The organism is Desulfosediminicola ganghwensis (assembly GCF_005116675.2).
Taxonomy (GTDB): Bacteria; Desulfobacterota; Desulfobulbia; order Desulfobulbales; family Desulfocapsaceae; genus Desulfopila; species Desulfopila ganghwensis.
The window spans coordinates 2,388,669-2,412,984 of sequence record NZ_CP050699.1 but is presented as its reverse complement, the minus strand read 5'-3'; the positions used below and the strand labels follow the sequence as shown (position 1 = coordinate 2,412,984).

Here is a 24,316-nt window from a genome sequence, read left to right as displayed (position 1 = left end):
TCCCAACAAAGCTTCTATTGCGAGTCTCTACCCTGAAGTTTACTGCAGTGTTAAAATATTATGATTTTTCCAATACTCAACCGGACGGTCTGACCGTGGATCTTCCACCATCCACACCGAAAATCTGCCCGGTTATCCAGCCGGAATCTGCAGAGAGCAAGTACCCCGTCAATCCTGCAATATCCTCAGCTGACCCAAGCCTCTTCATCGCATGCATCTGCGATATAGTTTCCACCATCTTTTCATTGACGAGAAGAGGTTCAGACAAAGAGGTCCTGACAATTGAAGGGGCAATGGCGTTAACACGGACGCGAGGTGCCAATTCTGCTGCCAGAGCCAGAGTCAGACCATTGATGGCACCTTTCGCCATTCCCACAGAAGCGTGAAAGGCAAAGCCCTGCCTCGCAGCTACACTCGAGTAGAGAACCACCGATGCACCATGTTCACTTTTTTTCAAAGCAGCTAGTCCGGTCTGCACAGCCATGGCTGCACCTATACAGTTCACCTGAAAATCCTTAATAAAATGCTCCCGGGTCAGCCTGCGAAGACTCATAAGATTAATCGTTCCTATGGAGTACACCAGGCCATCCCATGGGGCTGAGAAATCCTGCTGCACCTGGCTGAATGTTTCGCTTTGCTCTATATCGCCTACCGTATAACCTGCACCGAGCTCTTCAGCTATCGACGATAATCGCGCAATATTGCGGCCAACAAGATGTACCACGCAGCCCTGTTGGCTAAGCAGACGCGCCGTCGCTGAACCTATACCACCCGAACCACCATAGATTACCACACGCCTTTCCATATATAGCTCTCCTCAGATGTTGCACAACATCGGGCACCGCTCTTTTTCCCGATGATCCGTATGGCATGGAAGCACTCAATAAGAATGTGTCGGCATGTACTTCGTCTTCTATTATAGCGTATTATGATAAAACAGTGCAGGCAGGGAGTTCAGACCAAAACCCCGGCCAGTCATCAATCTGCTTTAGATTTTAGATTTCGAAGAGTTCCAAGGCCTTCAGTACGTGGCAGCCTCATACCACAACAGGCTGGTCTTTATATAGAATTCACAGAAAACGGTAATCTGCCAGTTTCTTCTATTATTGCTTAATTTCTCATGTTAGGCTTTTCTTTGCAACAAGAATCGACTGCACGTATCTTTTTTTAGTGGTAAAAGCGACATGTTACGCAACATCCGCCCTCCACAACAAGCATTTATTCTTTTATAGACAAGGCCTTCATTAAATTGCACTCTTCTTTGGCCTGTTTTGAAAACCAACCACGCTGCTAAAAGCATCCAAGGTTACTGATCTTAGAATACGACGTGTTAATGAAACCCGATGGAGCAACTCTCTTTTTTTCTACCCCAAATTATGAATATCCGCTTCGCGGCAAAAACATTTCAGCAACAACACCAATAGATTGAGAGGCAACGGGCCGGAATCTCTCATGTGCTCTCTCATTGCCTGTTAAACAGAACAACATCATTACCTTCAACACTCAACTCGGCGTTATACTGGTTGGCCAGGTAATCAAATGTTTCTTCACTGAAAAAGCTGACATGGGTTGAATCACGAATATAATGCCAGTTTCGGAAAGCTTGCAGTCCCAGTACCCGCTTTGTCATGATACCGAGCAGACCACCATGCTTGAGCATACCAAACAGTGACTGAAATTCTTTACCAGGCTCCTTGAAATGCTCTGCCACCTCAGTCGCACAGATAAAATCATACTGCTTTTCCAGCAGTGACGGTTCATTGCGATAGAGAGGATCGTAGAGCTCTACAGAAAACCCTTGCTCTGCAAATAGTTTCGCGAGAGGCGAGCCCGGTCCGCAGCCAAAATCCAGACCGTGTGCTCCAGCGTTGAGGCGGCTGATTACAGGGCCACTCAGACGGGAAAGAAATTTTCTGTACCCGCTATCATCTTCACTGTTTTGATGAAGATCATATTCGGCCTTCTCTTTTTTTGCACTCAGCCAGAACTGTTGAGGCACAAACACCAGTTTACATTCTCGACACCTGTAATACTCCCGAGTGTCATCAGCATGGAAAAACGTTACCTCATCAGCACCGCAAAGGCGGCATACCAAACGATCAGCCATCAAGTAATCATCCATTAGTCGGTAATCTCCAACCTGAACAGGACCTTGGGGTCGTTCGGGCGAAGATAATCAGTAAATACAGGGAACCCGTCCACTTCCCCATTCCCCTCAACCAGAGTAAACCCCATACGCTGGTGGTACGCAATGGACTGCAGGTTGACGGGAGAAGTACAGGAGGTGACGACAGTTTTGCCATGCCTCTGGCAGACAGTATAATATCTCCGATATAATGCCCGGCCAACACCCTGCCTGCGGTATTCGGGCGCTACCCCTGCAAAATGTATATATGCTTCTTCGGGCTTTGACTGGGAGAAAAAGCCGACCAGAAAACCTACCAGGGTATCACTATTCTCAGCTACAAAACATGTTTCCTGAAAATGATGGAAAAATATTTTCAGCAGGCCTGAACTCAGGTCACGACCATCCCACCATTGCCGCATCACTTCGACAATACGTTGGTGATCCTCGGGAGTAGCCTGTCGTATTCGGATGTTCACTTTCATCGACTCTTCCCGGCAGCGCTTATCATTTGCAAGACAACATTTCGCAATTTTTTCTCCAATCACCGGCGCCCTGTTCATTATTAGAGTTTTCTTGACGGGTTGAGGCTCAGGTGCAAATGGAGACCCGTCTTTTTATAGGTTCTGAAGCCGTACCTCAAATAGAGAAATTCCGCAGGATTGCCACGAATCACCTTCAGGGTGATGAGGTTCTCCTTTTTACCGGCATAGTCAATAAGCTTTTCCAGGATCGAACTTCCAATTCCGTTCTCCTGGTATTTTTTGCCCACCTGCAATTCCGCGAGGTAGATAGAATCCCGCTCAGGTACCAGCTTGAAAAAACCCGCTCTATCCCCCTGCACCTCTATCAATTCAATAGCGGACGGTTCGAAATTCCCCCGAAACATATCCGGGTCCCAGGTGCCCACCCGCTCCACATAGCCCTTCATATTGTCGCTATAGAGCGCGTCCAGAAAAGCGAAATCATCTGCTCGCGCGACCCGTGTTGAAAAGCTCATACCACTTCTCAGCGGGACCTGCGCAAAATCTGCAAATAGAAAGATGTCTGGTTTATCTGTCATTACATCTAATGGTTCAAAATCATATATCGAAGCGACAACACCGTTTCGTGCTGGTCCATAAGCCGATTATTGAACCTGCCCGGCCGAGAGCAGTCGCGGAAAAACCTGATCACGAAAAATTGAACCGATCTCGATGCTATCTATATTCCCGGAGTTAATCCAGCAGCACTCGGCAATCTCATTTCGGGGCGATATCAGACCTTCATAACACTGAACAACGAACACGTCCATGCAGAGAGTAATTTCTTCCAGACCCGCTGCGGGAGCGGTAAATGTGGAAAAAAATCTCAATTTGGCCTCATCCACCTCTATCGAGATTTCTTCAGAGAGCTCCCGTACCAGAGCTTGTCGCGGAGTCTCGTGCCGCTCCAGCTTGCCGCCAGGTGCAAAGAAAAGAGTTTTCCCCAGGGAACGAAGCACCAGCAGCGAATTGTCCTGAATAATTATCCCGGCAGCTTTATGAAGCAATTTCGGCATATCCTGTAATCTCAACCACAATCAGAGCTTATGCTGCATTCAGCTTTACAGCGTTTTTGATTCGAAAACACTCACTTTCAGGCCGATCGATTATCAAGCATCTCTTTCAACGAATCAGGCAGATACGATCGCATCGTTGCGGTCATTTTCTTCTCATTTTTCTGCCATAGCACTCCGAGATAAATAATAACAAAACCGATCGCCGCCAATGCAATGGGAAACAACCAACTCGCCTTGAATACGCTGAAAGCGAGGTGTCCCAAATAAAAAGAACACCCAATTCCACCAAATATCACAAAAACACGCCTTGAGATCAATACCCCGAAACCGATCATTAACAGGTTAATGACGAAATAGAAAAAACGCGAAACTTCACTGCTGGAATCAAGAGAGGTCATGCCACCCCAAAAAGCCAGTACTCCGGCGAGGTACAGCCAGAATGAATAATCTGCAGACTTCCTTGATCGAAAATCAACATAGAAGGCAAAAAGAATATTGGCCAGGCCGAACCACATGGAGACATTGGCACGCAACTCCCTGTCCGGCCTGCCGCCGGCGATCATTGCAGCCAGATCCATTGAAAGATACCAGAGTGTTGCAGCGATAACCATCTGCAGAAACGGGTAGCGATAGACATAGGCCATTACGGCCCCGACCACCAATGTACCGAATTCCATATACAACCAGTGATAACGGATATAGCGATGGTAATCCTGGTACTGTGTTGAATCAGGCCACCATCCCATGGCCTGTTGCAGACCGTAAATTGCCAGCGGAGTCATCGCCACGGTAAAGGTTGCACAGATCGCTGCAGGCACATGATATCCTCTTGACCTGAACATGTTGGCCATGATCACGCCGAACACAGCATACGCCATGGAGATACCGAATATTCCCCAACCACCGAAATTCTCCCAGCCGAGAGTCATGAAAACGGTCATTGCGCCGATAGCGGTCAGCCCTCCCATATAATAGAGGACATGGGTAAAGTCAAAGCGGGGCCCGGCGGTGGGATGTTTTTCTAAAAAGCTCCAGAGTCTGTCCGCCTGCTCGTTGGAGAGAATCTCAGCGCCCACCGCCTCCTGTAATTTTTTCCTGTTCAATTTCATCGCCCCACCAGACTTTCCTTAGGATTCAGAGAACTCATGGACGACATCACTCAAGCCTTTGCAGAAAGTTCAGCTTCAGAAGAGTGCACGACGGCCCGCCATAATTGCTCATTGTGTGATATCATCTATTCCATCAGCGTTACTCATAATCGATTTCTGCCATTTTTCATTTTACCGGACACTTTATTTTGCAGAATATGGTATTGAAACTATTTTAAATGGGTACTGATTTAAACAGAATTCAGCATCTTTTCAATAAATGTCAAAAGTGTTGAGCAGTTATCCTTGTTTTTTTGCACAATATTTTCGGAGGCTATCCGTTGCCTGAAAGAAAAGCATTGCAGATACTACGGATAGCTGTTAGATAGAAGGGTTTTTATGTGAGTGTCGGACCAGTATAAAGCGCGAACGTTATACAACGGGTATTAAGAACATTACCTAACTATAACTAAGCGGCGCTTAGCAAGATCAGCCATGGACATGCTGAGAAATCTGGAGAGGCACTGAGCGGCGGTGGGGAGTTCCCCGATTAAGCGATAACAGGCAGAGATAGTTTTCCTTGCCTTCAGTGATACCGCCATCATTTCCCGAGTAGATGACGTCAAACGCCTCTCCAGAAGGAATCAATACAACAGCATAGGATGTACCATGTCTAACGATTTTCTTACCATAATGCCGCAAGATTTCCGTGAACTCGGTCTCACCGAACCACTTCTCCGCGCACTTGACAGCGCAGGTTATACCGAGCCGACTCCAATTCAATCCAAGATGATTCCCCATGTCCTGGCCGGAAAAGATGTTGTCGGCCAAGCCCAGACCGGAACCGGTAAAACTGCGGCATTCGCCCTGCCGCTGCTGAGTCGGATTCAGCCCGTCAAAAAGGCCAGGCCCAAGGTGCTGGTTTTAGCTCCCACCCGCGAACTGGCTATTCAGGTCAGTGATTCTTTTAAGCAGTATGGCACCAACATGAAACAGTTGCGGGTACTGCCAATCTATGGTGGCCAGGACTACGTCGGCCAGCTTCAACAGCTGGACCGCGGTGTACATGTAGTTGTCGGTACACCAGGCCGGGTTATGGACCATATTCGCCGGGGCAGCCTCGACCTTTCCACTATCGAATCCATTGTACTTGATGAAGCTGATGAAATGCTCAAGATGGGCTTTCTGGAAGACGTTGAGTGGATCCTGGACCAGGCACCGAAAGAGCGGCAAATTGCTCTTTTCTCCGCTACCATGCCGCCTTCCATCAGGCGCATTGCGGTTACTCATCTGAATGAGCCAATTGAAATTACAATCCAGAATAAGACGGCAACCGCTTCCACCATCAGCCAGCAGTACCTGATCGTGAAAAATTTTCAGCTCAAAAAGGAAGCGCTGAACCGAATCCTTGAAATTGAAGAATTTGAAGGGATGCTGATCTTTGTTCGTACCAAAATGCAAACTGTTGAGCTTGCAGAACAACTCAGTGATCTTGGCTACTCATGCGCAGCCCTGAACGGAGATATCGCGCAAAGCCAGCGAGTACGTACCGTCGAGCAGCTGAAGTCCGGTAAGCTCGATATTCTGGTAGCCACCGATGTTGCCGCACGTGGCCTGGATGTAGAACGGGTAAGTCACGTCGTCAATTACGATGTCCCCTTCGATGCCGAGGCATATATCCACCGTATCGGCAGAACCGGCAGAGCTGGTCGTGAAGGTAAAGCCATCCTGTTTCTGACCCCACGTGAGCGATCCATGCTCAAATCCATTGAGCGTGCATCCAGAAAACGTATTGAGCAGATAGAGCTGCCATCGGTTAAGGAGATTAACCAGAAACGTATTGCGGCCTATAAGAACAGAATCACAGAAACCCTTTCAGGTAACTGCGATTTTTTCTCCCAGCTGATCAGTGAATATTGCCAGGAGACTGAAACCTCTGCTGAAGATGTTGCTGCAGCACTGGCCAAAATCGCCCAGGGCAAAACTCCACTGCTGTTGAAAGATCTTCCCAAGCCTGCGCCTCGCAAAAATTCCAGAGATCAATATGGTGAGCAGGAGCGTGGCAAACGCAGCGACAGGAAAGTTCGTGGCAAAAAACACGAGAACCACAACTCCCAGGATGGTTTCGACAGGTACCGCATAGAAGTTGGAGAAGTCCACGGTGTTCGCCCTGCCAATATTGTTGGCGCCATAGCCAACGAAGCGGATATCAGCAGTGAATATATCGGTCGCATTTCCATTTTTGAGGATTACAGCACCGTTGACCTGCCCAATGGCATGCCAAAACCGGTCCTGCGCATGTTGCAGAATGTCCGCGTGAATGGCCGCCTGATGCGAACCAGAATAGCTGACGACCAGCCGGATGGTGACAATTTTGGCAACGACGGCCGCAAGACACGCAGTGACAAGCCCCGCAGAAACAACTTCAAAAAGGGCCCTCGCCAGAAGAGTCTTGCCAAGAGCAATAGCTCACGTTCAAAAGCGGCATGATCCTCTCTCCTGTATAGGAGAAAACAGATAATCCTACGGCGAGCAGAGCATTATAACTCTGCTCGCTGTTTCAATCACATTCTCAGAAATGCTGCAAAATACATTTTGTCACATCCCGGGTATCGGCCCGGCCACGGAAAAAAAACTCTGGGAAGCTGGAGTGACAAGTTGGGACCAGTGGCAGGAACCTGCACCTGTTCGCCTGCCAAACAGCAGCAGAAATGAGATTATAAGCCTCCTCGAGAACTCCGATGAGGCCCTCGACACCGACCCGTCTTTTTTTACCGAAAGACTGGCTTCCCATGAAGTCTGGCGCATATTTCCGCAATACCGGCACCAGACTGCCTATATCGATATAGAAACCACCGGTCTTGCCGAAGATGCCGACCTTACCACCATCGCCCTCTATGATGGTGCGGAGGTCAAATACTATGTCAACGGCCGCAACCTCGATGATTTCCTGAATGATATCTGGAATTACAAGGTACTGGTCAGCTACAACGGCAAATCATTCGATATCCCGTTTCTGGAAAGATATTTCAAGATCACCTTAGATCACGCCCAGATAGATCTCCGATATGTGCTTGCCCGGCTCGGCTTCAAGGGCGGCCTGAAAGGCTGTGAAAAAATGTTAGGGATAGACCGAGGTGGCCTGGAAGGAGTAGACGGCTACTTTGCGGTTCTGCTCTGGCGGGAATATAAAAGCTATAATGACGAATCGGCTCTCGAGACTCTCTTGGCCTATAATATAGAAGATACGGTAAACCTTGAGCAGTTGATGATAGAGGCCTACAACAGGAATATTTCCCAGACTCCTTTCGCGAAAGAGCTGAAACTGCCCCATGCCCTGGCACCACCCCTGCCATTTCAGGCGGATCTCACCTGCGTGGAGCGGATTAAAAGACGATACACCCTGTAAGTGCAGACACCACCATAGCGCTTCAGGTGAATCAGCTGCATATTTTGATAAGACCGCGCAATCGTTTTTTTGCGCTGCCCCGTCCCGCTAAACGGTCAGCAACCTGCCTTCGACGGCGATCATAACTTCTGTCTCACCGTACTTCCCCGGCTCACAATATTCTCTTCCCATCACATCCAGCTCATCATCTGTGCGATCCGGGGCATTGTAGATAAAGAAAATCAGTAGGTCAAGATTCAGGCATCTCTCGTTTGTAATCATTCCGTAAGAATGTCTGAATCGCCAATGAAGCAGCGTAGATCACCAATGCTACGCTGCAGATTCTCCCTTTCTGCAGAATTGCACTGCATCACTGTAGCTGAGGGTGGTACCGCCAAAAATATCAAGCGCACTGCCCACTGTAACGTCAAGGCGACCACTGCTCAGATCACGGATGGCCTGCAAATCGGTCAAATCCCGGACTCCACCGGCGTATGTTACTGGAATGGGACACCACTCACCCAGCTTTTCCACCAGCACCTTTTCTATTCCGGAGCATTTCCCTTCCACATCTGCGGCGTGAATCAGAAACTCGTCACAGTATCCAGCCAGATCTTCCAGAACTTCTTTACTTATGATCACATCAGTAAACTTCTGCCAACGATCAGTAACAATGAAATACTCATCACCTCTTCTCCGGCAACTGAGATCGAGAACCAGCCGTTCACGTCCGACAGTTGCATAGAGCTTCTGCAACCGTTCCCGATCAATTTCACCAGCTGAGAAGACATATGAAGTAACGATCACATGACTTGCCCCAAAATCAAGCCACTGGGCAGCATTGTCGGCGGTAATTCCCCCACCGATCTGCATTCCCCCGGGCCAGGCTGCCAAGGCCTCACGCGCTGCCTCATCGTTACCAGGGCCCAATTTGATTATATGCCCTCCAGTGAGATTATCCCGTTTATACATCTCGGCATAATACGAGGATGGCTTTTCCGCAGTGAAGTTGGTTTTCAGTTCACCTGGCTGACTATCACTGAGTGAGGAGCCGACAATCTGTTTCACCGTGCCGTTATGCAGGTCAATACATGGTCTGAATTTCATACTGTCCCTCAAAAACAAAAAAACGGGATACCCGACAAGCGGACATCCCGTTTCCATTTACTATGGTTCTACTGCAAAGTCGATGACGACTCCAGCTCTTATACCTTCTGAATAAGCATGGTAGAAGGGTCGAGCTTCAAAGAAGTACCGGGATCAACTGTGCACTCATCGCATTTCACGATGTCGAGATTCATTTCTTCACCGGCTGGATTGATTACCAGAACAGTGTCGAACAGATCGTCGATCTCGTGACACGGAGCAGGAACACCATCGGAACTCAATCTCTCGTCATCGCGATGACGAATAGCTGAGAACCAGATCATTTTCAGTCCACGCTGTTCCATGAAGCTGCGCATTTCCTCCACTGTAGCACGATCAGCTGAAGCAAAGTCAAACCCATCGATGATCAGACACTCCGGCTTGTAAATATCCTGCTCTACCAGATCGTCCAGGCGCTCTTCCAGTACCGCTTTGGAGAAAGAGCTCTCCTTGAAGGTCATGATCATTCTGTTCTGCATTACGGCCGGGAGATCTTCAAGCTTCTCACCATCAGCAATGAGGGAGAGAATATCATCATACCAGGCTCTGGTTTTATCCACTGTCTCACCAATGGATATGTGCAGAACTTTGTTACCAAGCAGCATGCAGTCGAGTGCAAACTGGACCAACACTGCGGTTTTGCCCAAACCAGCGCGGGACATAACCAGGCCCATACTTTTGCTTCCGCTCTTCGCCTTCTCTTCAAGGCCGATAGCCTTGAGAGGGTTGTTCACTACCAAATCATTGCTCGCCATGAAATCACCTCGTCATATTTCGTGGTTGCGTGTGCACGTCTTCTCATGCAGCTTAAAACATACCGGGAGTCCATTCGATGCTCCCGATATCTTTTATATCTAAACGGTTATTGATTTAGAATCAACCGTTCTTCTTCTCTTCCTGAAAAGCTTTGATCAGTTCTTCACTAACAGTCTTCGGCACAGGCTTGAAGCTTGCAAATTCCATGGTGAACTCCGCTTTACCCTGGGTAAGGGAGCGAAGAACGGTTGAGTAACCAAACATCTCCGACAACGGCACCTCTGCCTCGATTACGGTATAGAGACCTTCTTCCATAGAACCGATAATCATACCACGGCGCTGGTTGATGGAACCCATGATACCACCCTGGAACTCGGAAGGACCTTCAACAGCAACCTTCATGATCGGCTCGAGGATCTGCGGCTTCGCCTTCATATAACCTTCTTTGAAAGCACCTACGGAAGCGAGCTGGAAGGCAACGTCGGAGGAGTCAACCGCATGGAAGGCACCATCGTTGATAGTAACCTTGACACCGGTGATAGGAGCACCGATAAGAGAACCTTTAGCGATCGCCTTCTTGAAACCTTTATCACAGGAACTGATAAACTCACGTGGAATAACACCACCCACGATGGAATCAACAAATTCGTACTCTTCGTCCTCAAGCGGCTCGAGGAAACCAGCAACACGACCAAACTGACCGGAACCACCAGTCTGCTTCTTGTGGGTGTAGTTGAACTCTGCACGCTGGGAGATCGCCTCACGATATGCAACCTGCGGAGCACCAACCTCAACCTCTGCCTTGTACTCACGCTTCATGCGCTCGGTGTACACTTCAAGGTGAAGCTCACCCATACCGGAGATAATGGTCTCACCGGTCTCCTTGTCCACGAAAGAGCGGAAAGTTGGATCTTCTTTGGTGAAGCGGTTGAGCGCCTTGGACATGTTAACCTGGGCCTTGTTATCAACCGGGATAATCGCCAGAGAAATAACCGGCTCAGGAATGTGCATGGAGGTCATGGATGCGGAAACGGCTTCAGCACAGAAGGTGTCGCCTGAAGCACAGTCAATACCGAACAGCGCCACGATGTCACCGGAACCACATGAATCGATCTCTTCCATCTCGTCGGAGTGCATGCGGCAGAGACGACCGATCTTCACTTTTTTACCGGTACGGGTGTTGATTACGGTGTCACCTTTGTTCAGCGTACCCTGATAGGTACGGATATAGGTGAGCTGACCGTAGCGACCGTCTTCCAGTTTGAACGCCAGGGCGATCAGCGGGTCTGCAGGATCGTTGGTTACCGCAAATTCTTCCTCTTCATTTTTCAGGTCGAGGGCCATATTGACAACGTCTTTTGGTCCTGGCAGGAAGAGTTCTACCGCATCCAGAAGCTTCTGAACACCTTTGTTCTTGTAAGCAGAACCCATGAGAACCGGGGTGAACTCAAGCGCAAGAGTACCTTTTCGTACGGCATCCCAGATGAGCTGCGTATCTACTTCACCTTCTTCCAGCAGTGCTTCCATCAGCTCTTCGGAGAACATGGAGATCTCTTCGAGCAGAGACTCACGTCTCTCCTGAGCTTCGTCGAGCATATCGGCAGGGATCTCTTCCTCGCGGATTATCTCACCATTGTCGCCATCGAAGTAGATTGCCTTCATGGTGATCAGGTCGATAACACCTTCAAGGTCGTTCTCGAGGCCAATCGGCATCTGCAGCATGTGCGCGTTCAGCTCAAGCTTCTCCTGGAGCTGCTGGGTTACTTTCGCAGGGTTGGCACCAGTACGGTCACACTTATTAATGAAAGCGATGCGCGGAACGTTGTAGCGGGTCATCTGGCGGTTAACGGTAATGGACTGGGACTGTACACCACCAACGGAGCAGAGAACCAGAATCGCACCGTCAAGAACACGCAGTGCACGCTCAACCTCTACGGTAAAGTCAACGTGGCCTGGGGTATCGATAATATTGATATCGAGATCTTTCCAGGAACAATACGTCGCTGCGGACTGAATGGTAATACCACGCTCTTTCTCCAGTTCCATGGAGTCCATCTTAGCGCCGACACCATCTTTGCCGCGAACCTCGTGAATTGCGTGAATTCTGTCTGTGTAAAACAGAATACGCTCGGTCAGGGTAGTTTTACCCGAATCGATATGGGCACTGATACCAATATTACGTACTTTTGATAAATCTCTCATGGCTGCTATCCTCTACCAACTCTGCACACCGGAATGGTTCCGGCCCCACTGTCTGTCATTTGGGTAATGAAAAAAAATAAGGAGCTACAGCACTCTGCAACTCCCTATTCGACTGATATGCTACGTATCAAGGTCAGGAATTGAACACTGTAAGCATCGCCCCGCATGTTCCCGTCAGGCTTGCGGTTCCCTATAAACTACGGTCTCCCAAGCAAAACCAGGTCGTTAATCCTGACACTCTGAGAAACATTCAAAACTCTGGGAACTTCACTTCAACAGGCATGCTGTTCGCCTGACAACCGAAAAGCTCTTCAGAAAACCGCGCACATTACACAAGACATGACATAATTGCTACAAAAAAACGTTCGCCTGTGATCTTTGACGCTGTTTTTCACTCACGTTCTATACACCAGAAAAATTGGAACTCCAGAACGTCACAAACAAAACTCTTCAAATATCAGGTTAAAATTAAAATCGCCTTGCGTTTTCATCCTCCCGGAGATTTGCATGGCAAATAACCATCGGATTTAGAGCGATTAGTTCCATACCCCCCCGGGCACGATGTTTGTGTTATCAGGTAAGCACTGGACTCGTTGACATCAAGAAAAATACGCACGAAATTCTTCCCCTGCTATCAATTGGTTCGTTCTTCAATGTGCACATATTCTTTGCACAACCAGCAAGACAGGGATAATAATCGTAAAATATCTCTAAGAATCAGATAACTGGATATATGAGTTATTCCTTTTTCCCCTATTACATCTAGCAAGCATTCAGAGTTTTTTCTGTAGATGCCAATGCGTAGACAGCTGGTGAGGCCATCAAGAAAAGACTACCCTCGTCGCCTCATGGAGATGCGAGGCAATGCCTCTTTTCAGCTAAAAAGATAATTGCCTGCACCGTATTCACTACACCGCTTCTGACAGCGTTTATCTCATGTAAGCCATGAACTCCCCCAACGTCCTTCTTTCCCTGCATGATCCATTTGTTTTCATGTTTTTTTTACGATAGGATTGCTATATCCACAATGGCAATTCTCGTCGTAATGCGTCAGTCAATAGAGTCAAACTCCGACAGCTCAGTCTTTGGGAGGTTCATTTATGGATGTTGTTCTACTTTCGCGACTACAGTTTGCCTTCACGATAATGTTCCATTACATCTTCCCCCCCCTGACCATCGGTCTGGGCATCATTCTGGCCTACCTGGAAACGAGAAACTACCTCAGCAAGGACAAATCATTCGCGGTGGCCTGCCAGTTCTGGACCAGGATCTTCATCCTGAACTTTGCCATCGGCGTCGCCAGTGGCATTGTCATGGAGTTTCAGTTCGGCACCAACTGGGCCACCTACTCACGTTTTGTCGGGGATGTCTTCGGCAGCGCCCTTGCCGCGGAGGGAATCTTTGCGTTCTTTCTGGAGTCCGGCTTTCTTGCCATTGTCGCTTTCGGCAGGGAAAGAGTGAAGCGGGGCTTTTATCTCTTCAGTGTGTACATGGTCGCGCTCGGCTCTACCTTCTCGGCCATCTGGATCATCGTGGCCAACAGTTGGCAGCAGACACCCGCCGGACATCATATCGTGGAGATCATGCGCGAACAGACCCTGACCGACGGTACAACCAGCCTCGCTCCCTGGGTGGTTGATGGAGTCGTTCAGCGCAGGGCTGAAATAGTCAATTTCTGGGATCTGGTCTTTAACCCCACCACGGTACAACGGCTCAGCCACACCTTACTTGGGGCAGCTGCTGTCGGCGCGTTCTTCGTGCTCTCGGTCTCTGCTTACTACCTCCTGAAAAATCGCCACCAGCAATTCGCCAAGCAATCCTTTAATGGCGCTTTGGTCCTTGCATTTATCGCCTCATTGGGTCTGGGAATAAATGGTCATACCCAGGCCCAGAACACCTACAGATACCAACCGGAGAAGCTGGCCGCTTTTGAAGCACACTTTGACACCGGCCGGGGAGACCTGAACCTTATCGGCTGGCCGGACGGTGAGGCGGAGAAGATACACTTTGATCTGAGCATCCCCGGCGGCCTCAGCTTCATGATGTTTGATGACTTCACCTTCAGCAAGAAAGTCGTAGGGCTCGACCGTTTCAAAAAAGAAGATCGGCCGCCTATCATTATCCCCTATCTTTCCTGGCGCGCCATGGTTGGCTTTGGCGGACTTATGATCGTCCTCACCGGACTTGGGTTGTACTACAACTATAGAAAAACAATACAGAATAAGCGATGGCTACTCTGGAGTTTCGTTTTCGCCATCGGCTTTGTCATGGTTGCCAACCAGGCAGGCTGGATAGCTGCAGAGGTGGGTCGCCAACCCTGGACCGTTCATCCGCCAATTGTGTGGACTGACGATGGTACAGACCTCGTTACAGGTCCCGACGGTTTTTATAACTATGATGAGACTCTCGGCCTCAGGACCAGTAACTCCGTGAGTGCAGCAGTAAGTGTCGAAGAAGCAAAGACCTCACTGGCGCTTTTCACCCTGCTCTATCTTGCACTTGCTGCGGTGTGGATCATGGTGCTCGACAGGAAAATACGAACCGGCCCCACACCACTTAAAGAACATGACGAAACCGACACCCATGGCATTCGGCACGCTGCAATGGACCGCCAGCACGCCCGCCTTGATAAAGAAGAGGCAGAGGGAGGCTCGATATGAGTACCGAATTACTCTGTATAATCTGGTTTATTCTGCTTAACGTACTGTTGATCGGCTATGCCATCCTAGACGGATTCGATCTGGGAGTAGGCATACTGCATCCTTTTGTGGCAAAGACGGATGTTGAGCGGCGACTGGTAATGAACTCAATAGGCCCCCTTTGGGACGGCAACGAAGTGTGGCTGGTGACTTTTGGCGGGGCACTCTTTGCCATGTTCCCCAACGCCTACGCCTCAATATTCAGCGCCTTCTATATCCCCTTCGTTGCTTTGCTCTTTGCCCTGATTTTCCGCGCCGTCTCACTCGAGTTTCGCTCAAAACGATCGGGCAAAGCCTGGCGCACCCTATGGGACATTCTTTTTTTTACAGGATCGACACTGGCGGCACTGCTCTTCGGTGTGGCAATTGGTACGCTGATGCAAGGTTTGAACATCTCGGAACTCGGTGACTACCAGGGTACAATGCTCGATATGCTCAACGGTTTCAGTATCAATGTTGGTCTGATGACCGTGGCGCTCCTCGCCATGCACGGATCAATCTATTTGTACATGAAAACGGAAGGAGAGTTACAGGATCGCCTCTTTCACTGGATGAAAGGTACATATTTTGCTTTCCTGGCTCTCTTTATAGTTGTCACTCTCTGGTCAACACTCTTTGTACCCGCCTCCATCCACCATTTCAGCGACTACCCGATTCTCTGGCTCGTTCCCCTGCTCAATTTTCTGGCCATTGCTAATATATACAGGGCCATTCAGCAGAAAAAACCCTTTTATGCCTTTATCAGCAGTTGTTTCGCCATTGCGGTGCTGGTTTTCCTGTTCAGCGCAGCTCTTTACCCAAACCTGCTGCCGGCGACAAACAACCCTGAATACTCAATCACCATCTTCAACGGAGCCTCAAGCCCACTGACCCAGAAGATCGGCCTGTTGATCGTGGCAATTGGTATGCCCATGGTCCTTTCCTACACCGCGATCATTTACTGGACATTTAGAGGGAAGGTGCAGCTAGGTGAGAACAGCTATTAATCTATAGAATTCAGCAAACCATACGGCGCCATCTTCTTCAGTGTTTCGGCAATACACATAGGACAATCTATAGTGTATTGCCGAAAACTTCGAATATGACGCCGTCTGAACTGCTGAATTTTCCGGTTTATAATTAGTTAAAAGCTACCGCACATTAACGAGGTTCCGGGATAACCTGTCCATGCGGATCTTTCTTTGTTTTCCCCAATCGCTCGTCAAGATATTCAGCGGCATCGCCGATGTGCTCCAGTTGATGGGCGGTGGTATGCAGTTCTTCTTTCGGTGTTCCAATCCGCTCCAGATATGCCTCCCAGAGCCTGTGCGCTCTGAGTACCTTATCCGCTTCCTTGCGACCTTCTGCCGTAAGAACATACCCCTCGACCTCTTCTGCGATAAGGCCATCCTGAATCATACGCTTGAGTGCTTTTCGCAGCCCCCCCTGACCACTTTCCACATAGGTTCGAATCACTGGAAGTGAAGTGGCTTTACCATGCCTTAGGATGGTGGTCAGCACATCTTCGACCACTTGCTGGGGAACAAGTCGTTTCAGGCGCAGCCAGCGGGCCAGCAGGCCATATTTGGGAGCGACAGCCAAAACCACCAGAAACTGCAGGGTGCAAAACAGCATCACCGCGCCACCACCGGCGGAATCAAGCCAGACACAAAGGTAGAGACCGCCAATAACACTGGTCACCCCAAAAATTCCGGCGAGTACCATCATGCGATCCAACCGGTCACTGAGCAGGTAAGCGGTTGCGGCGGGAGTGATAAGCAGCCCGACCACCAGGATCACTCCAACCATGCTCACTGCGCTCACCACCACCAGGGAAACGCATATCGTCAACAGGTAGTCGAGCAACAGCACAGGCAGGCCGATGGAGGCAGCCATGACCGGGTCAAATGTGGCAATCTGAAAATGCCTGAAAAAGAGGATGATAATTGTCAGCACTATCGCTGCTGTAAAAGCACTTACCCAGAGATCGGTATCGGCCACCCCGAGAATATCACCCATGATAAAATGCATGAGATCAATATGGATATAGTGCCGAAAGACGGAAACTGCGACAACACCAAGGGCGAAAATCCCGGTATACATGATCCCGATGGTGGTGTCCTCCTTGATACGCGATACCCTTGACACAAAGCTGATCAAAGCCACTGTGGCTATTGCTGCGATCAAGGAGCCGAGCAGCATACCCGGGGCATGGGCCTCAAGGCCAAAGAACATCTTCATAACCAGGTAACCGCCGGCCACACCGGCGATCATGGCGTGGGAGAGGGCATCACCCAAAAACGCCATACGCCGCAACACCACCAGGCAGCCAACCACACCGGCCACCACCGCTACAATGGACCCACCAATGAGCGCCTTTTGAAAATAGGTCTCCTGAAGCGGTGCAAGAAATGCATCAAGCATTGCTCTCCTCCTTTACTGTCCCTACAGGTGTGCCTGCAGCCGCCCCGCCCATTTTCAGATCTGCAAAGATCCGCAAGCGGCCTTCATATACTTTACTGAGCAGTTCTTCCTGCAACACCATCTCCGGCGTGCCGTAGGCATAAAGTCGCTGTTTGATCAGGATGAGCTTGTCGAAATACTCGGCAGCTGTCGCAAGGTCATGGTGTACCACCACCAGGGTTTTGCCAGCCTCTTTGGCCCTGCCAAGCACATCGAGGATGGCCCTTTCAGTGGCCGCATCTACTCCGGCAAAAGGTTCATCAAGCAGGAGAATATCACTTCCCTGGGAGAGCGCCCTGGCAAGAAACACCCGCTGTTGCTGTCCGCCTGAGAGTTCACCTATCTGCCGGTCGGCAAAATCTTCCATTCGCACCATTTCGAGCGCTTCCAGAGCAGCTTCCCGGTCACGACGGCCTGGTGTTGTATACCAGGGAATTTTCTGATAACGTCCCATCAGCGCCACTTCCTGGACCGTGATGGGAAAATCCCAGTCAACAGAGCCACGCTGGGGCACATAGGCCACCTGCCCCTTTACCTTCTGCACATTCTTGCCGTTGATTCTCACCGTACCGAGATCCGGCTTGACGAAACCGAGAACTGCCTTGATAAAAGTGGATTTTCCTGCACCATTGGGGCCAATAACCCCTACCAGTTGATCATGCTCAATACTCACGCTTACATCGAGCAGGGCCGCCCGTGCATGATAGCTGACCGTCAAATGTTCCACCTCAACCGCAAAATCTGATCGTGCCTCAACTGTTTTTTCAGTGTTCATCTGCTTCCCCTGTTCCACTATCACCCCTGGCGGTTAAAACAAAATTCACCGTACCCAGCACTCTCGCTCCCTGACTTGCCCAGATAGTGTTATCCATCAGTGATGAACTCGCTCTCCTGAGCTGGACTCTCACCGCATGTGATTTTTCGCTCTCAGATAACGGTGGGCTAGCCTGGACATAAATCTCATTCTGCCCTTCCACCAGGCCACGAACATCCTCGATCACCAACGGGACTCCTCGCTGCAGACTATCAGCGGCAATTGCGACCTGCTGGCCATTGATACGCAAATCCATAGTGACCGCAAGCTCATCCGTTACCTGCAGCGCAAAAGGGTCGGGCTCAACGGAAAAAGTAGGTGTCAGGATAAGATCGAACTTCTGTGTAACCTGAACCAGCTGCGGCTGAATGCGCTCAATTCCCGCCTCAGCCTGCAGCCGCTGCCGGGTGTATCCCCACAGCCCTCCCACTATGACGATCCAGATTACTGCTGTAAGGACAAATCTCATGACAACCCCTTAACACTATTAATTATTGACTGAGTGCATTCACTATCAGCAGCACATTCTCCCGCATCATGCCGATATAGGTTTCCCCGGCGCTTCCTTCGGGCCCCATGGAGTCGGAATAGAGCGCCCCGCCGATTTTCACCCCTGTCTCACTGGCGATTTCCCTGATCTGCTTGGGGTTGATAGTGGTTTCGACAAAAATTGCGGGAGCACCTGAGTCCTTGATCGACTGTACCACCATTCGCCGGCGCTCGGGTGTAATACCCGCACCCACTTCAGCGCCTGTAGACCAGCCGACCGGGGCAATAGAGAGAAAATCATTATTCGGGTTGAACTTATATTCCCGGCAGAAGTAGTTGAAAGCATCATGGGTGGTTACCAGGATACGGCGCTCCGGCGGAATACGATTCACCTGCTCGCGTACCCAGCCGTCGAGGACCCTGAGTTGCTGCAGATAGAGCTTGGCCCGGGCTTGATATTCGCTGGAATTTTCGGGATCAAATTTCATCATGGCCCTGGTGATATTATTGACATACAGAGCCACATTTTTCGGTGAAAACCAGGCGTGGGGGTCCATGATACTTTCGCCACCCTGGTCTATACTCAAAGGCGCCAGTCCTTCGGTAGTCGTTACCAGAGGTTTACCGGCATCTTTAGCCAGAGTGGCCATCCAGCTCTTACCTTCCAGATGTATTCCGTTTTCAAGGCAGAGATCTGCCGCCAGAACCAACTGTACATCAGCCGGCGTCGGCTGGTAGGTGTGGGGATCGGCGCCCGGTGCCAGTACACTCAGCACTTCGCCGCGATCACCAACTATCTGCCTGGCAAAATCGGCAATCTGGGTGGTGGACGCGACTACTTTAAAAGGAGTCCCGGCCTCCATAGCCCCGACATTGCCAACGGCAGAGAGTAGTAAAAAACAGGCACTCAAAACCAGTATTATTCTGAACATAGCTTCCTCTTTCGATATTCGTTCCAATAATAAAAAACCAACACAGTAGAGCTTACAGCAAAAGAAATAGTCTAGAGAAAGGATATATCAGAGATCTTGAAAAGAAAAGGTATCAGTCTGAAATGAAAACGATTTTCATTATCAAACCAACAACCTTCAAACGAAGGGGAAGGGAAGAGAAAAAAACCTCCGGGAAGGAATTCCCCGGAGGTTTTTTATGAATATTACATTGCCAGACGAACGCTCTCTGGGCTGAGCTTACGCTCAAGCCTCCTGGCGTAAAGACTCATGAGGTAGCAGCAGACAAAATACAATACCGCAATAGTAGTATAGATTTCAAATGGATAGAGCATCAAACGGTTATTGATGGAGTATGCCGCCGTGGTCAGCTCCATAACACCTATGATATAGGCTAAAGAGGTATCCTTGAACGCAGCGATAAACATGCCGACAATGGCGGGCAGCATCTGTTTGAGCGCCTGCGGCAGGATGACCTTTCGCATGGTCTGGAAATAGTCGAGTCCAGTTGATACGGCCGCTTCCACCTGTCCTTTAGGAATATTTTCAATACCACCGCGTACGATCTCGGCAATATAGGCACCAAAAAAGATGGTCATGGCCAGGGTCGCACTCCAGAATACATCAAGCTGAATCTTGAGAATCGGCGGCAGAAAGAAATAGACCCAGAAAATTACCATAATCAACGGATTCCCTCGAATAAGTTCAATATAGAACATACAGGGAACCTTGATTGCACGGTTGTCAGAAGTACGACCGACACCGACAACCAGGCCAATAATGAAACTCAACGAGATACTGATTACGGCCATGATGATGGACATAGAAAGACCACCAAGCCCCCAGAATACCTCGGTGGAGCCACCGTTGGGAAAGCGCCAGATCAGAAGCGCACGGAGATTGTCCCAGATTATCTGGTAATTGAACGAGGCAAGCCCTTTCACCGTCTGATATACAATCCCCAAAAGGAAAGCGACAAACAGCGCCTTGACTGTGAACACAATGGCCGCCCAGCAGGTTGTCCGAAATTTCAACCATGCCGCAGCACCCGGTGAGAGCGTGCGGGAATCGACAGGAGCCTTACCCAGATGCCAGAGCAGATCGGAAAGAATCTGTGAAACCTTCACCACTGGCAGGAAGATCAGATCCGCTATTCTGCGGGTCGTGGTGGCACCATCGTTGCCCACGATCTTCAGCTTGGCATTCACCAGGTTCAGGAAAATTGCAATAATAAGCGAAAGGGTCAGGTAAATAGCAGTCGCTGCTGCGGTTGCCTCAAAACCGGAGTAGGTCAGGGCTTCAACCTCCTGGGCAGACCAGCACACCTCAGCCACACCGACGGTCATCGCCAGGGAGGAGTTTTTCATATTATTGAGAAATTCCGATCCCAGGGGTGGAATAATCTCACGAAAAGCCAGTGGCAGGATGATCTTTCTCAGTGACTGACTGTAGGTAAGGCCGGAAGAGTATGAAGCCTCAAGCAACCCTTTCGGGACAGACTGGATACCTGCACGGATAACCTCCGCCATGAATGAACTGGTATAAATACCCAGCCCGAGGGTTGCCACCCAGAACTCGAAATCGAGTTCAAAGAGCTTCATCTTCAGTTCTTCAGGCAAACCTGCAGGCAGGGCGAAGTTCCAGAAGAAGAGCTGTACCAGCAGCGGGGTGTTACGGAAAAACTCGACATATGCGCTTGCAAACACATACACCGGTTTAAAATTCGATAATCGGGCTAATCCAAACAGAGTACCGAGCCCCAGGGCAAGCACAGCAGAGTACAACGAGATACTCACCGTCAGATTCAAGCCATTCAGGAGCATATGGCCCATATTGCCATACTCGGTCTCAGTGTAGAGAACACTCCAGTTGAACTTGTAATCGAAGTTGAAAACAAACCCGAAATAATAGGCTATCAATCCCAGCATGAGAACCAGTGACAGGTTCTGCACCCAGGTCTTATTCATGTAGTGCGTAAACATTGGCATCCATCAACAGACAAATCCCGGAACCATGGGTCCCGGGATAAGGAAAATTTGAAAATCTGTAACCGGGTTAATTGATTACGGCCACATTTCAATTTTTTCAGTCATCGGGAATGGGGTCTCGGTATCTGGTCCGAACCACTTGTTGTAGATCTCCATGTACTTACCATCTTTCCACATATCCTGGATGGTGAAGTTGACGATATCGCGCCATGCGGAATCATCCTGCGGTAGACCTACGCCATAAGGCTCATCAGAAATGAATTCACCTACCAGCTCGTATTTACCCGGCTCTTTGGCTGCAAGAGCGATCAGCAGAGTGGAATCAGTGGAGATAGCCTGAACACGACCGGAACGGAGAGCCTCAAACATCTCAACCTCGTTCTGGTAACCGGTTACCTTAGGATCAGTGTCACCCATCTTCTCAAGGTATGCTTTCGCGTTTACGATGGAAGTTGTGCCCTGCATGGAACCGATTTTCTTGCCTGCGAGATCCTTGCCATCAGCAATTGCACCTTTCTTGGCGAGGAACTTCTGACCATCGAAGAAGTAGGTGATGGAGAAGTCGATTTTCTCATCACGTACACGCTTGTGGGTCATGTTGGACAGAACCATATCTACTTTGGGTGGATTGGTCTGCAGAAAGGAGATGCGGGTTTTGTTGTTTACGACGACAGGCTCAAACTTCACGCCAAGACGATTGGCGATCTCTTTTGCCATGTCCATGTCAAAGCCAACCCACTCGTTGTTGGCATCGATGAAGCCAAAAGGTTTACCTTTGTTGGAAATACCTGCCTTTACAACCTTGTCACCCATAACACGGTCATAGGTGGGGCCTGCAAATGCCATGCTTGCGGTGGCAATGCAGAAAGCCGCTGCCATTGCACCAACTTTCAGAAATTTCATATCTTCTCCTATAATAATGATTAGTACTCCCCGCAGGCTCTATACCGACGGGTTCTGCCTCTTCTCCCTCAGCCGTTAATGACTGAGAATCTTGCTTAAGAAGTCTTTGGTACGTCTGTTCTGTGGATTGTTAAAGAACTCCTCCGGGCTGTTCTGCTCAACCAGATTGCCGTCGTCCATGAAGATTACCCTGTCGGCAACCTCACGGGCAAAACCCATCTCATGGGTAACGCAGATCATAGTCATGCCCTCACGGGCCAGAGACTTCATTACATCCAGAACTTCATTAATCATCTCGGGGTCAAGTGCACTTGTCGGCTCGTCAAAGAGCATGATCTTCGGACGCATGGCAAGGCCTCGTGCAATTGCCACACGCTGCTGCTGACCACCGGACAGTTGAGAAGGGTAAGAATTTGCTTTATCTGGAATATCTACCTTATGCAGCAGATCCATAGCAATTTTTCTGGCCTCATCCTTGTTTATGCGACGCACCAAGGTCGGGGCCAACATTATGTTATCCAGCACGGTCATATGAGGATAGAGGTTAAATTGCTGAAAAACAAAGCCAACCTCGGCCCGTAGATGGGTCATATTTGTGCGAGGATCATTCACGTCCATACCGTCAACGACGATGCTTCCCTCCTGGATCGGCTCAAGCCTGTTGATACACCTGATCAACGTACTTTTACCGGACCCGGACGGACCGCAGACAACGACAACCTCACCATGCTCTATCTCAAGATCAATATTCTTCAGGACGTGGAAGTCCCCATACCACTTGTTGACCTTATTAAACGAAATCACAGTATCCCCCGATTTTTTGTATACAAGAAACGAATCCAAATATTACTAACAAAACAGTGACAAGTGGGCAATGGAAAATCCGCCGTAGAGCTATTATTCATTATTTTTTTACCCAAACTTCATCATTTGCTGAATTTAATTCTCCCCCCCCTCCTGTCACTTTTACAATACAAAAGGAACAATAATCAGTTAACACCCCCCGCAGGTGAGACCAAATAAAAAAAGCTGGAGATCATCCCTGATCTCCAGCCCGATTACAACCACCTGTTATACTTACTTTTTACTACAAATACAGAGCAAACTGCCGAAAGCCGTAGCGTCTCTACCACAAAACCCGTCTACTGCTTTAACTTGCCAGGATTGTCATTTCCTCTCAATACTGCTCCCATTGCCCTAAAATACGCCATTTGTCTGCATTTTCCAATTGGGTCAGTTTTTCCGTGTAATCTTTTCTCTCATTCCAGTCCAGATGAGTAATATCGGTATTTGTCCAATACATATGGTTTTCGCCCTTTTTGAACATTACGGAGTATTTTTGCCCTGCAATTAACAGGGTCTCTTTCTCAACCTGTACTTTCCAGGGAGGATTTAACCGTCTGCTTCCCTTATGGGTGCTAGAAGAAAAGCGGGATGATGGAACAAGATAGGTAGTTTCAGTATCAAAAACATATACGCCCGGTGGAACCGGTTCTGAAAGTGCAAAATAGCGACCAACACACGGATCAAGCCTCACTGAAAAATCCGGATTTTCGCTATTTGACAGGACAAAGTATCTGGTGAAAGGAAAACCGGTGTTATTGTATACATCCATGGGAACCGCAAGCATTCCCAAATTCTCACCATCACCTAGAACCGGCACCTTCTGACCGCAGCCACTCAATACAGCAAGCAAACACAAAAGCAACATCAGACGTTTCATAATTCCCCCTGAAAACATGTTTTAGTGTAACCTCTCACCCTGAACGCTTCCCATTGTGCTGAT

Annotated in this window: 22 protein-coding genes; 4 read left to right on the top strand and 18 right to left on the bottom strand. The window is 49.2% G+C overall.

Going from position 1 to position 24,316, the window contains the following annotated elements; all coding sequences use genetic code 11:
- Positions 1-76 precede the first annotated feature (76 nt).
- The 6 genes from FCL45_RS10225 to FCL45_RS10200 form a co-directional block, all read right to left on the bottom strand.
- Positions 77-805 (bottom strand): SDR family NAD(P)-dependent oxidoreductase, encoded by a 729-nt coding sequence (locus tag FCL45_RS10225; RefSeq protein WP_136796331.1) that lies wholly within the window; start codon positions 803-805, stop codon positions 77-79.
- Between the two features lie 657 nt (positions 806-1,462).
- A complete protein-coding gene (locus tag FCL45_RS10220) occupies positions 1,463-2,122 on the bottom strand; it encodes a class I SAM-dependent methyltransferase (protein WP_217907712.1) in 660 nt (219 codons plus the stop codon).
- Positions 2,122-2,688: a GNAT family N-acetyltransferase gene (locus FCL45_RS10215; RefSeq protein WP_136796330.1), complete on the bottom strand. Its 567-nt coding sequence runs from the start codon at positions 2,686-2,688 to the stop codon at positions 2,122-2,124. The genes FCL45_RS10220 and FCL45_RS10215 overlap by 1 nt, the downstream gene beginning before the upstream one ends.
- 2 nt (positions 2,689-2,690) lie before the next feature.
- Positions 2,691-3,125 (bottom strand): GNAT family N-acetyltransferase, encoded by a 435-nt coding sequence (locus FCL45_RS10210; protein ID WP_167495694.1) that lies wholly within the window; start codon positions 3,123-3,125, stop codon positions 2,691-2,693.
- A gap of 129 nt (positions 3,126-3,254) precedes the next feature.
- On the bottom strand, positions 3,255-3,665 hold the full coding sequence (locus FCL45_RS10205; protein WP_136796328.1) for an NUDIX hydrolase: 411 nt from the start codon (positions 3,663-3,665) through the stop codon (positions 3,255-3,257).
- Between the two features lie 77 nt (positions 3,666-3,742).
- Positions 3,743-4,774 (bottom strand): DUF2157 domain-containing protein, encoded by a 1,032-nt coding sequence (locus tag FCL45_RS10200; protein ID WP_136796327.1) that lies wholly within the window; start codon positions 4,772-4,774, stop codon positions 3,743-3,745.
- 648 nt (positions 4,775-5,422) lie between these two features.
- Here FCL45_RS10200 and FCL45_RS10195 point away from each other — a divergent pair.
- Together FCL45_RS10195 and FCL45_RS10190 are read left to right on the top strand one after the other, a co-directional pair.
- Positions 5,423-7,243 carry a DEAD/DEAH box helicase gene (locus FCL45_RS10195; protein ID WP_136796326.1) on the top strand — a complete coding sequence of 607 codons (1,821 nt, stop codon included), beginning with the start codon at positions 5,423-5,425 and terminating at the stop codon, positions 7,241-7,243.
- Between the two features lie 88 nt (positions 7,244-7,331).
- Positions 7,332-8,162 carry a ribonuclease H-like domain-containing protein gene (locus FCL45_RS10190; RefSeq protein WP_136796325.1) on the top strand — a complete coding sequence of 277 codons (831 nt, stop codon included), beginning with the start codon at positions 7,332-7,334 and terminating at the stop codon, positions 8,160-8,162.
- 87 nt (positions 8,163-8,249) lie between these two features.
- On the opposite strand, the gene FCL45_RS10185 is transcribed toward FCL45_RS10190, so the two are convergent.
- The 4 genes from FCL45_RS10185 to fusA all read right to left on the bottom strand — a co-directional run bounded on the left by FCL45_RS10185 (position 8,250) and on the right by fusA (position 12,245).
- The gene (locus tag FCL45_RS10185) at positions 8,250-8,423 is read right to left on the bottom strand and encodes a hypothetical protein (RefSeq protein ID WP_153305540.1); all 174 of its coding nucleotides are present in this window, start codon (positions 8,421-8,423) and stop codon (positions 8,250-8,252) included.
- Positions 8,424-8,471: 48 nt separating this feature from the next.
- On the bottom strand, positions 8,472-9,248 hold the full coding sequence (gene hisA, locus FCL45_RS10180; protein ID WP_136796324.1) for a phosphoribosylformimino-5-aminoimidazole carboxamide ribotide isomerase: 777 nt from the start codon (positions 9,246-9,248) through the stop codon (positions 8,472-8,474).
- Between the two features lie 98 nt (positions 9,249-9,346).
- Complete coding sequence (locus tag FCL45_RS10175) at positions 9,347-10,042, bottom strand: P-loop NTPase family protein (RefSeq protein ID WP_136796323.1); 696 nt, start codon at positions 10,040-10,042, stop codon at positions 9,347-9,349.
- Between the two features lie 121 nt (positions 10,043-10,163).
- Entirely contained in the window at positions 10,164-12,245 is a 2,082-nt protein-coding gene (fusA, locus tag FCL45_RS10170) for an elongation factor G (protein WP_136796322.1), read from the bottom strand.
- A 1,100-nt stretch (positions 12,246-13,345) separates the two neighbouring features.
- Between fusA and FCL45_RS10165 the strand changes: the two genes are divergently transcribed.
- On the top strand, positions 13,346-14,905 hold the full coding sequence (locus FCL45_RS10165) for a cytochrome ubiquinol oxidase subunit I (RefSeq protein WP_136796321.1): 1,560 nt from the start codon (positions 13,346-13,348) through the stop codon (positions 14,903-14,905).
- On the top strand, positions 14,902-15,930 hold the full coding sequence (gene cydB / locus FCL45_RS10160; RefSeq protein ID WP_136796320.1) for a cytochrome d ubiquinol oxidase subunit II: 1,029 nt from the start codon (positions 14,902-14,904) through the stop codon (positions 15,928-15,930). The genes FCL45_RS10165 and cydB overlap by 4 nt, the downstream gene beginning before the upstream one ends.
- Before the next feature lie 154 nt (positions 15,931-16,084).
- On the opposite strand, the gene FCL45_RS10155 is transcribed toward cydB, so the two are convergent.
- The 8 genes from FCL45_RS10155 to FCL45_RS10120 form a co-directional block, all read right to left on the bottom strand.
- Positions 16,085-17,347, bottom strand: coding sequence for a metal ABC transporter permease (locus tag FCL45_RS10155; protein ID WP_136796319.1), 1,263 nt, complete (start codon positions 17,345-17,347; stop codon positions 16,085-16,087).
- Positions 17,340-18,161, bottom strand: a complete 822-nt coding sequence (locus tag FCL45_RS10150) for a metal ABC transporter ATP-binding protein (protein ID WP_136796318.1) — start codon at positions 18,159-18,161, stop codon at positions 17,340-17,342. The genes FCL45_RS10155 and FCL45_RS10150 overlap by 8 nt, the downstream gene beginning before the upstream one ends.
- Positions 18,151-18,669, bottom strand: a complete 519-nt coding sequence (locus FCL45_RS10145; protein ID WP_136796317.1) for a hypothetical protein — start codon at positions 18,667-18,669, stop codon at positions 18,151-18,153. Before FCL45_RS10145 ends, FCL45_RS10150 begins: the two co-directional genes overlap by 11 nt.
- 22 nt (positions 18,670-18,691) lie before the next feature.
- Complete coding sequence (locus tag FCL45_RS10140) at positions 18,692-19,621, bottom strand: metal ABC transporter solute-binding protein, Zn/Mn family (RefSeq protein ID WP_136796316.1); 930 nt, start codon at positions 19,619-19,621, stop codon at positions 18,692-18,694.
- Positions 19,622-19,845: 224 nt separating this feature from the next.
- Positions 19,846-21,621: an amino acid ABC transporter permease gene (locus tag FCL45_RS10135; RefSeq protein ID WP_136796315.1), complete on the bottom strand. Its 1,776-nt coding sequence runs from the start codon at positions 21,619-21,621 to the stop codon at positions 19,846-19,848.
- Positions 21,622-21,702: 81 nt separating this feature from the next.
- Positions 21,703-22,530, bottom strand: a complete 828-nt coding sequence (locus tag FCL45_RS10130) for an ABC transporter substrate-binding protein (RefSeq protein ID WP_136796314.1) — start codon at positions 22,528-22,530, stop codon at positions 21,703-21,705.
- 75 nt (positions 22,531-22,605) lie between these two features.
- The gene (locus FCL45_RS10125) at positions 22,606-23,334 is read right to left on the bottom strand and encodes an amino acid ABC transporter ATP-binding protein (protein WP_136796313.1); all 729 of its coding nucleotides are present in this window, start codon (positions 23,332-23,334) and stop codon (positions 22,606-22,608) included.
- A gap of 373 nt (positions 23,335-23,707) precedes the next feature.
- The gene (locus FCL45_RS10120) at positions 23,708-24,253 is read right to left on the bottom strand and encodes a hypothetical protein (protein ID WP_136796312.1); all 546 of its coding nucleotides are present in this window, start codon (positions 24,251-24,253) and stop codon (positions 23,708-23,710) included.
- Positions 24,254-24,316: the final 63 nt, after the last annotated feature.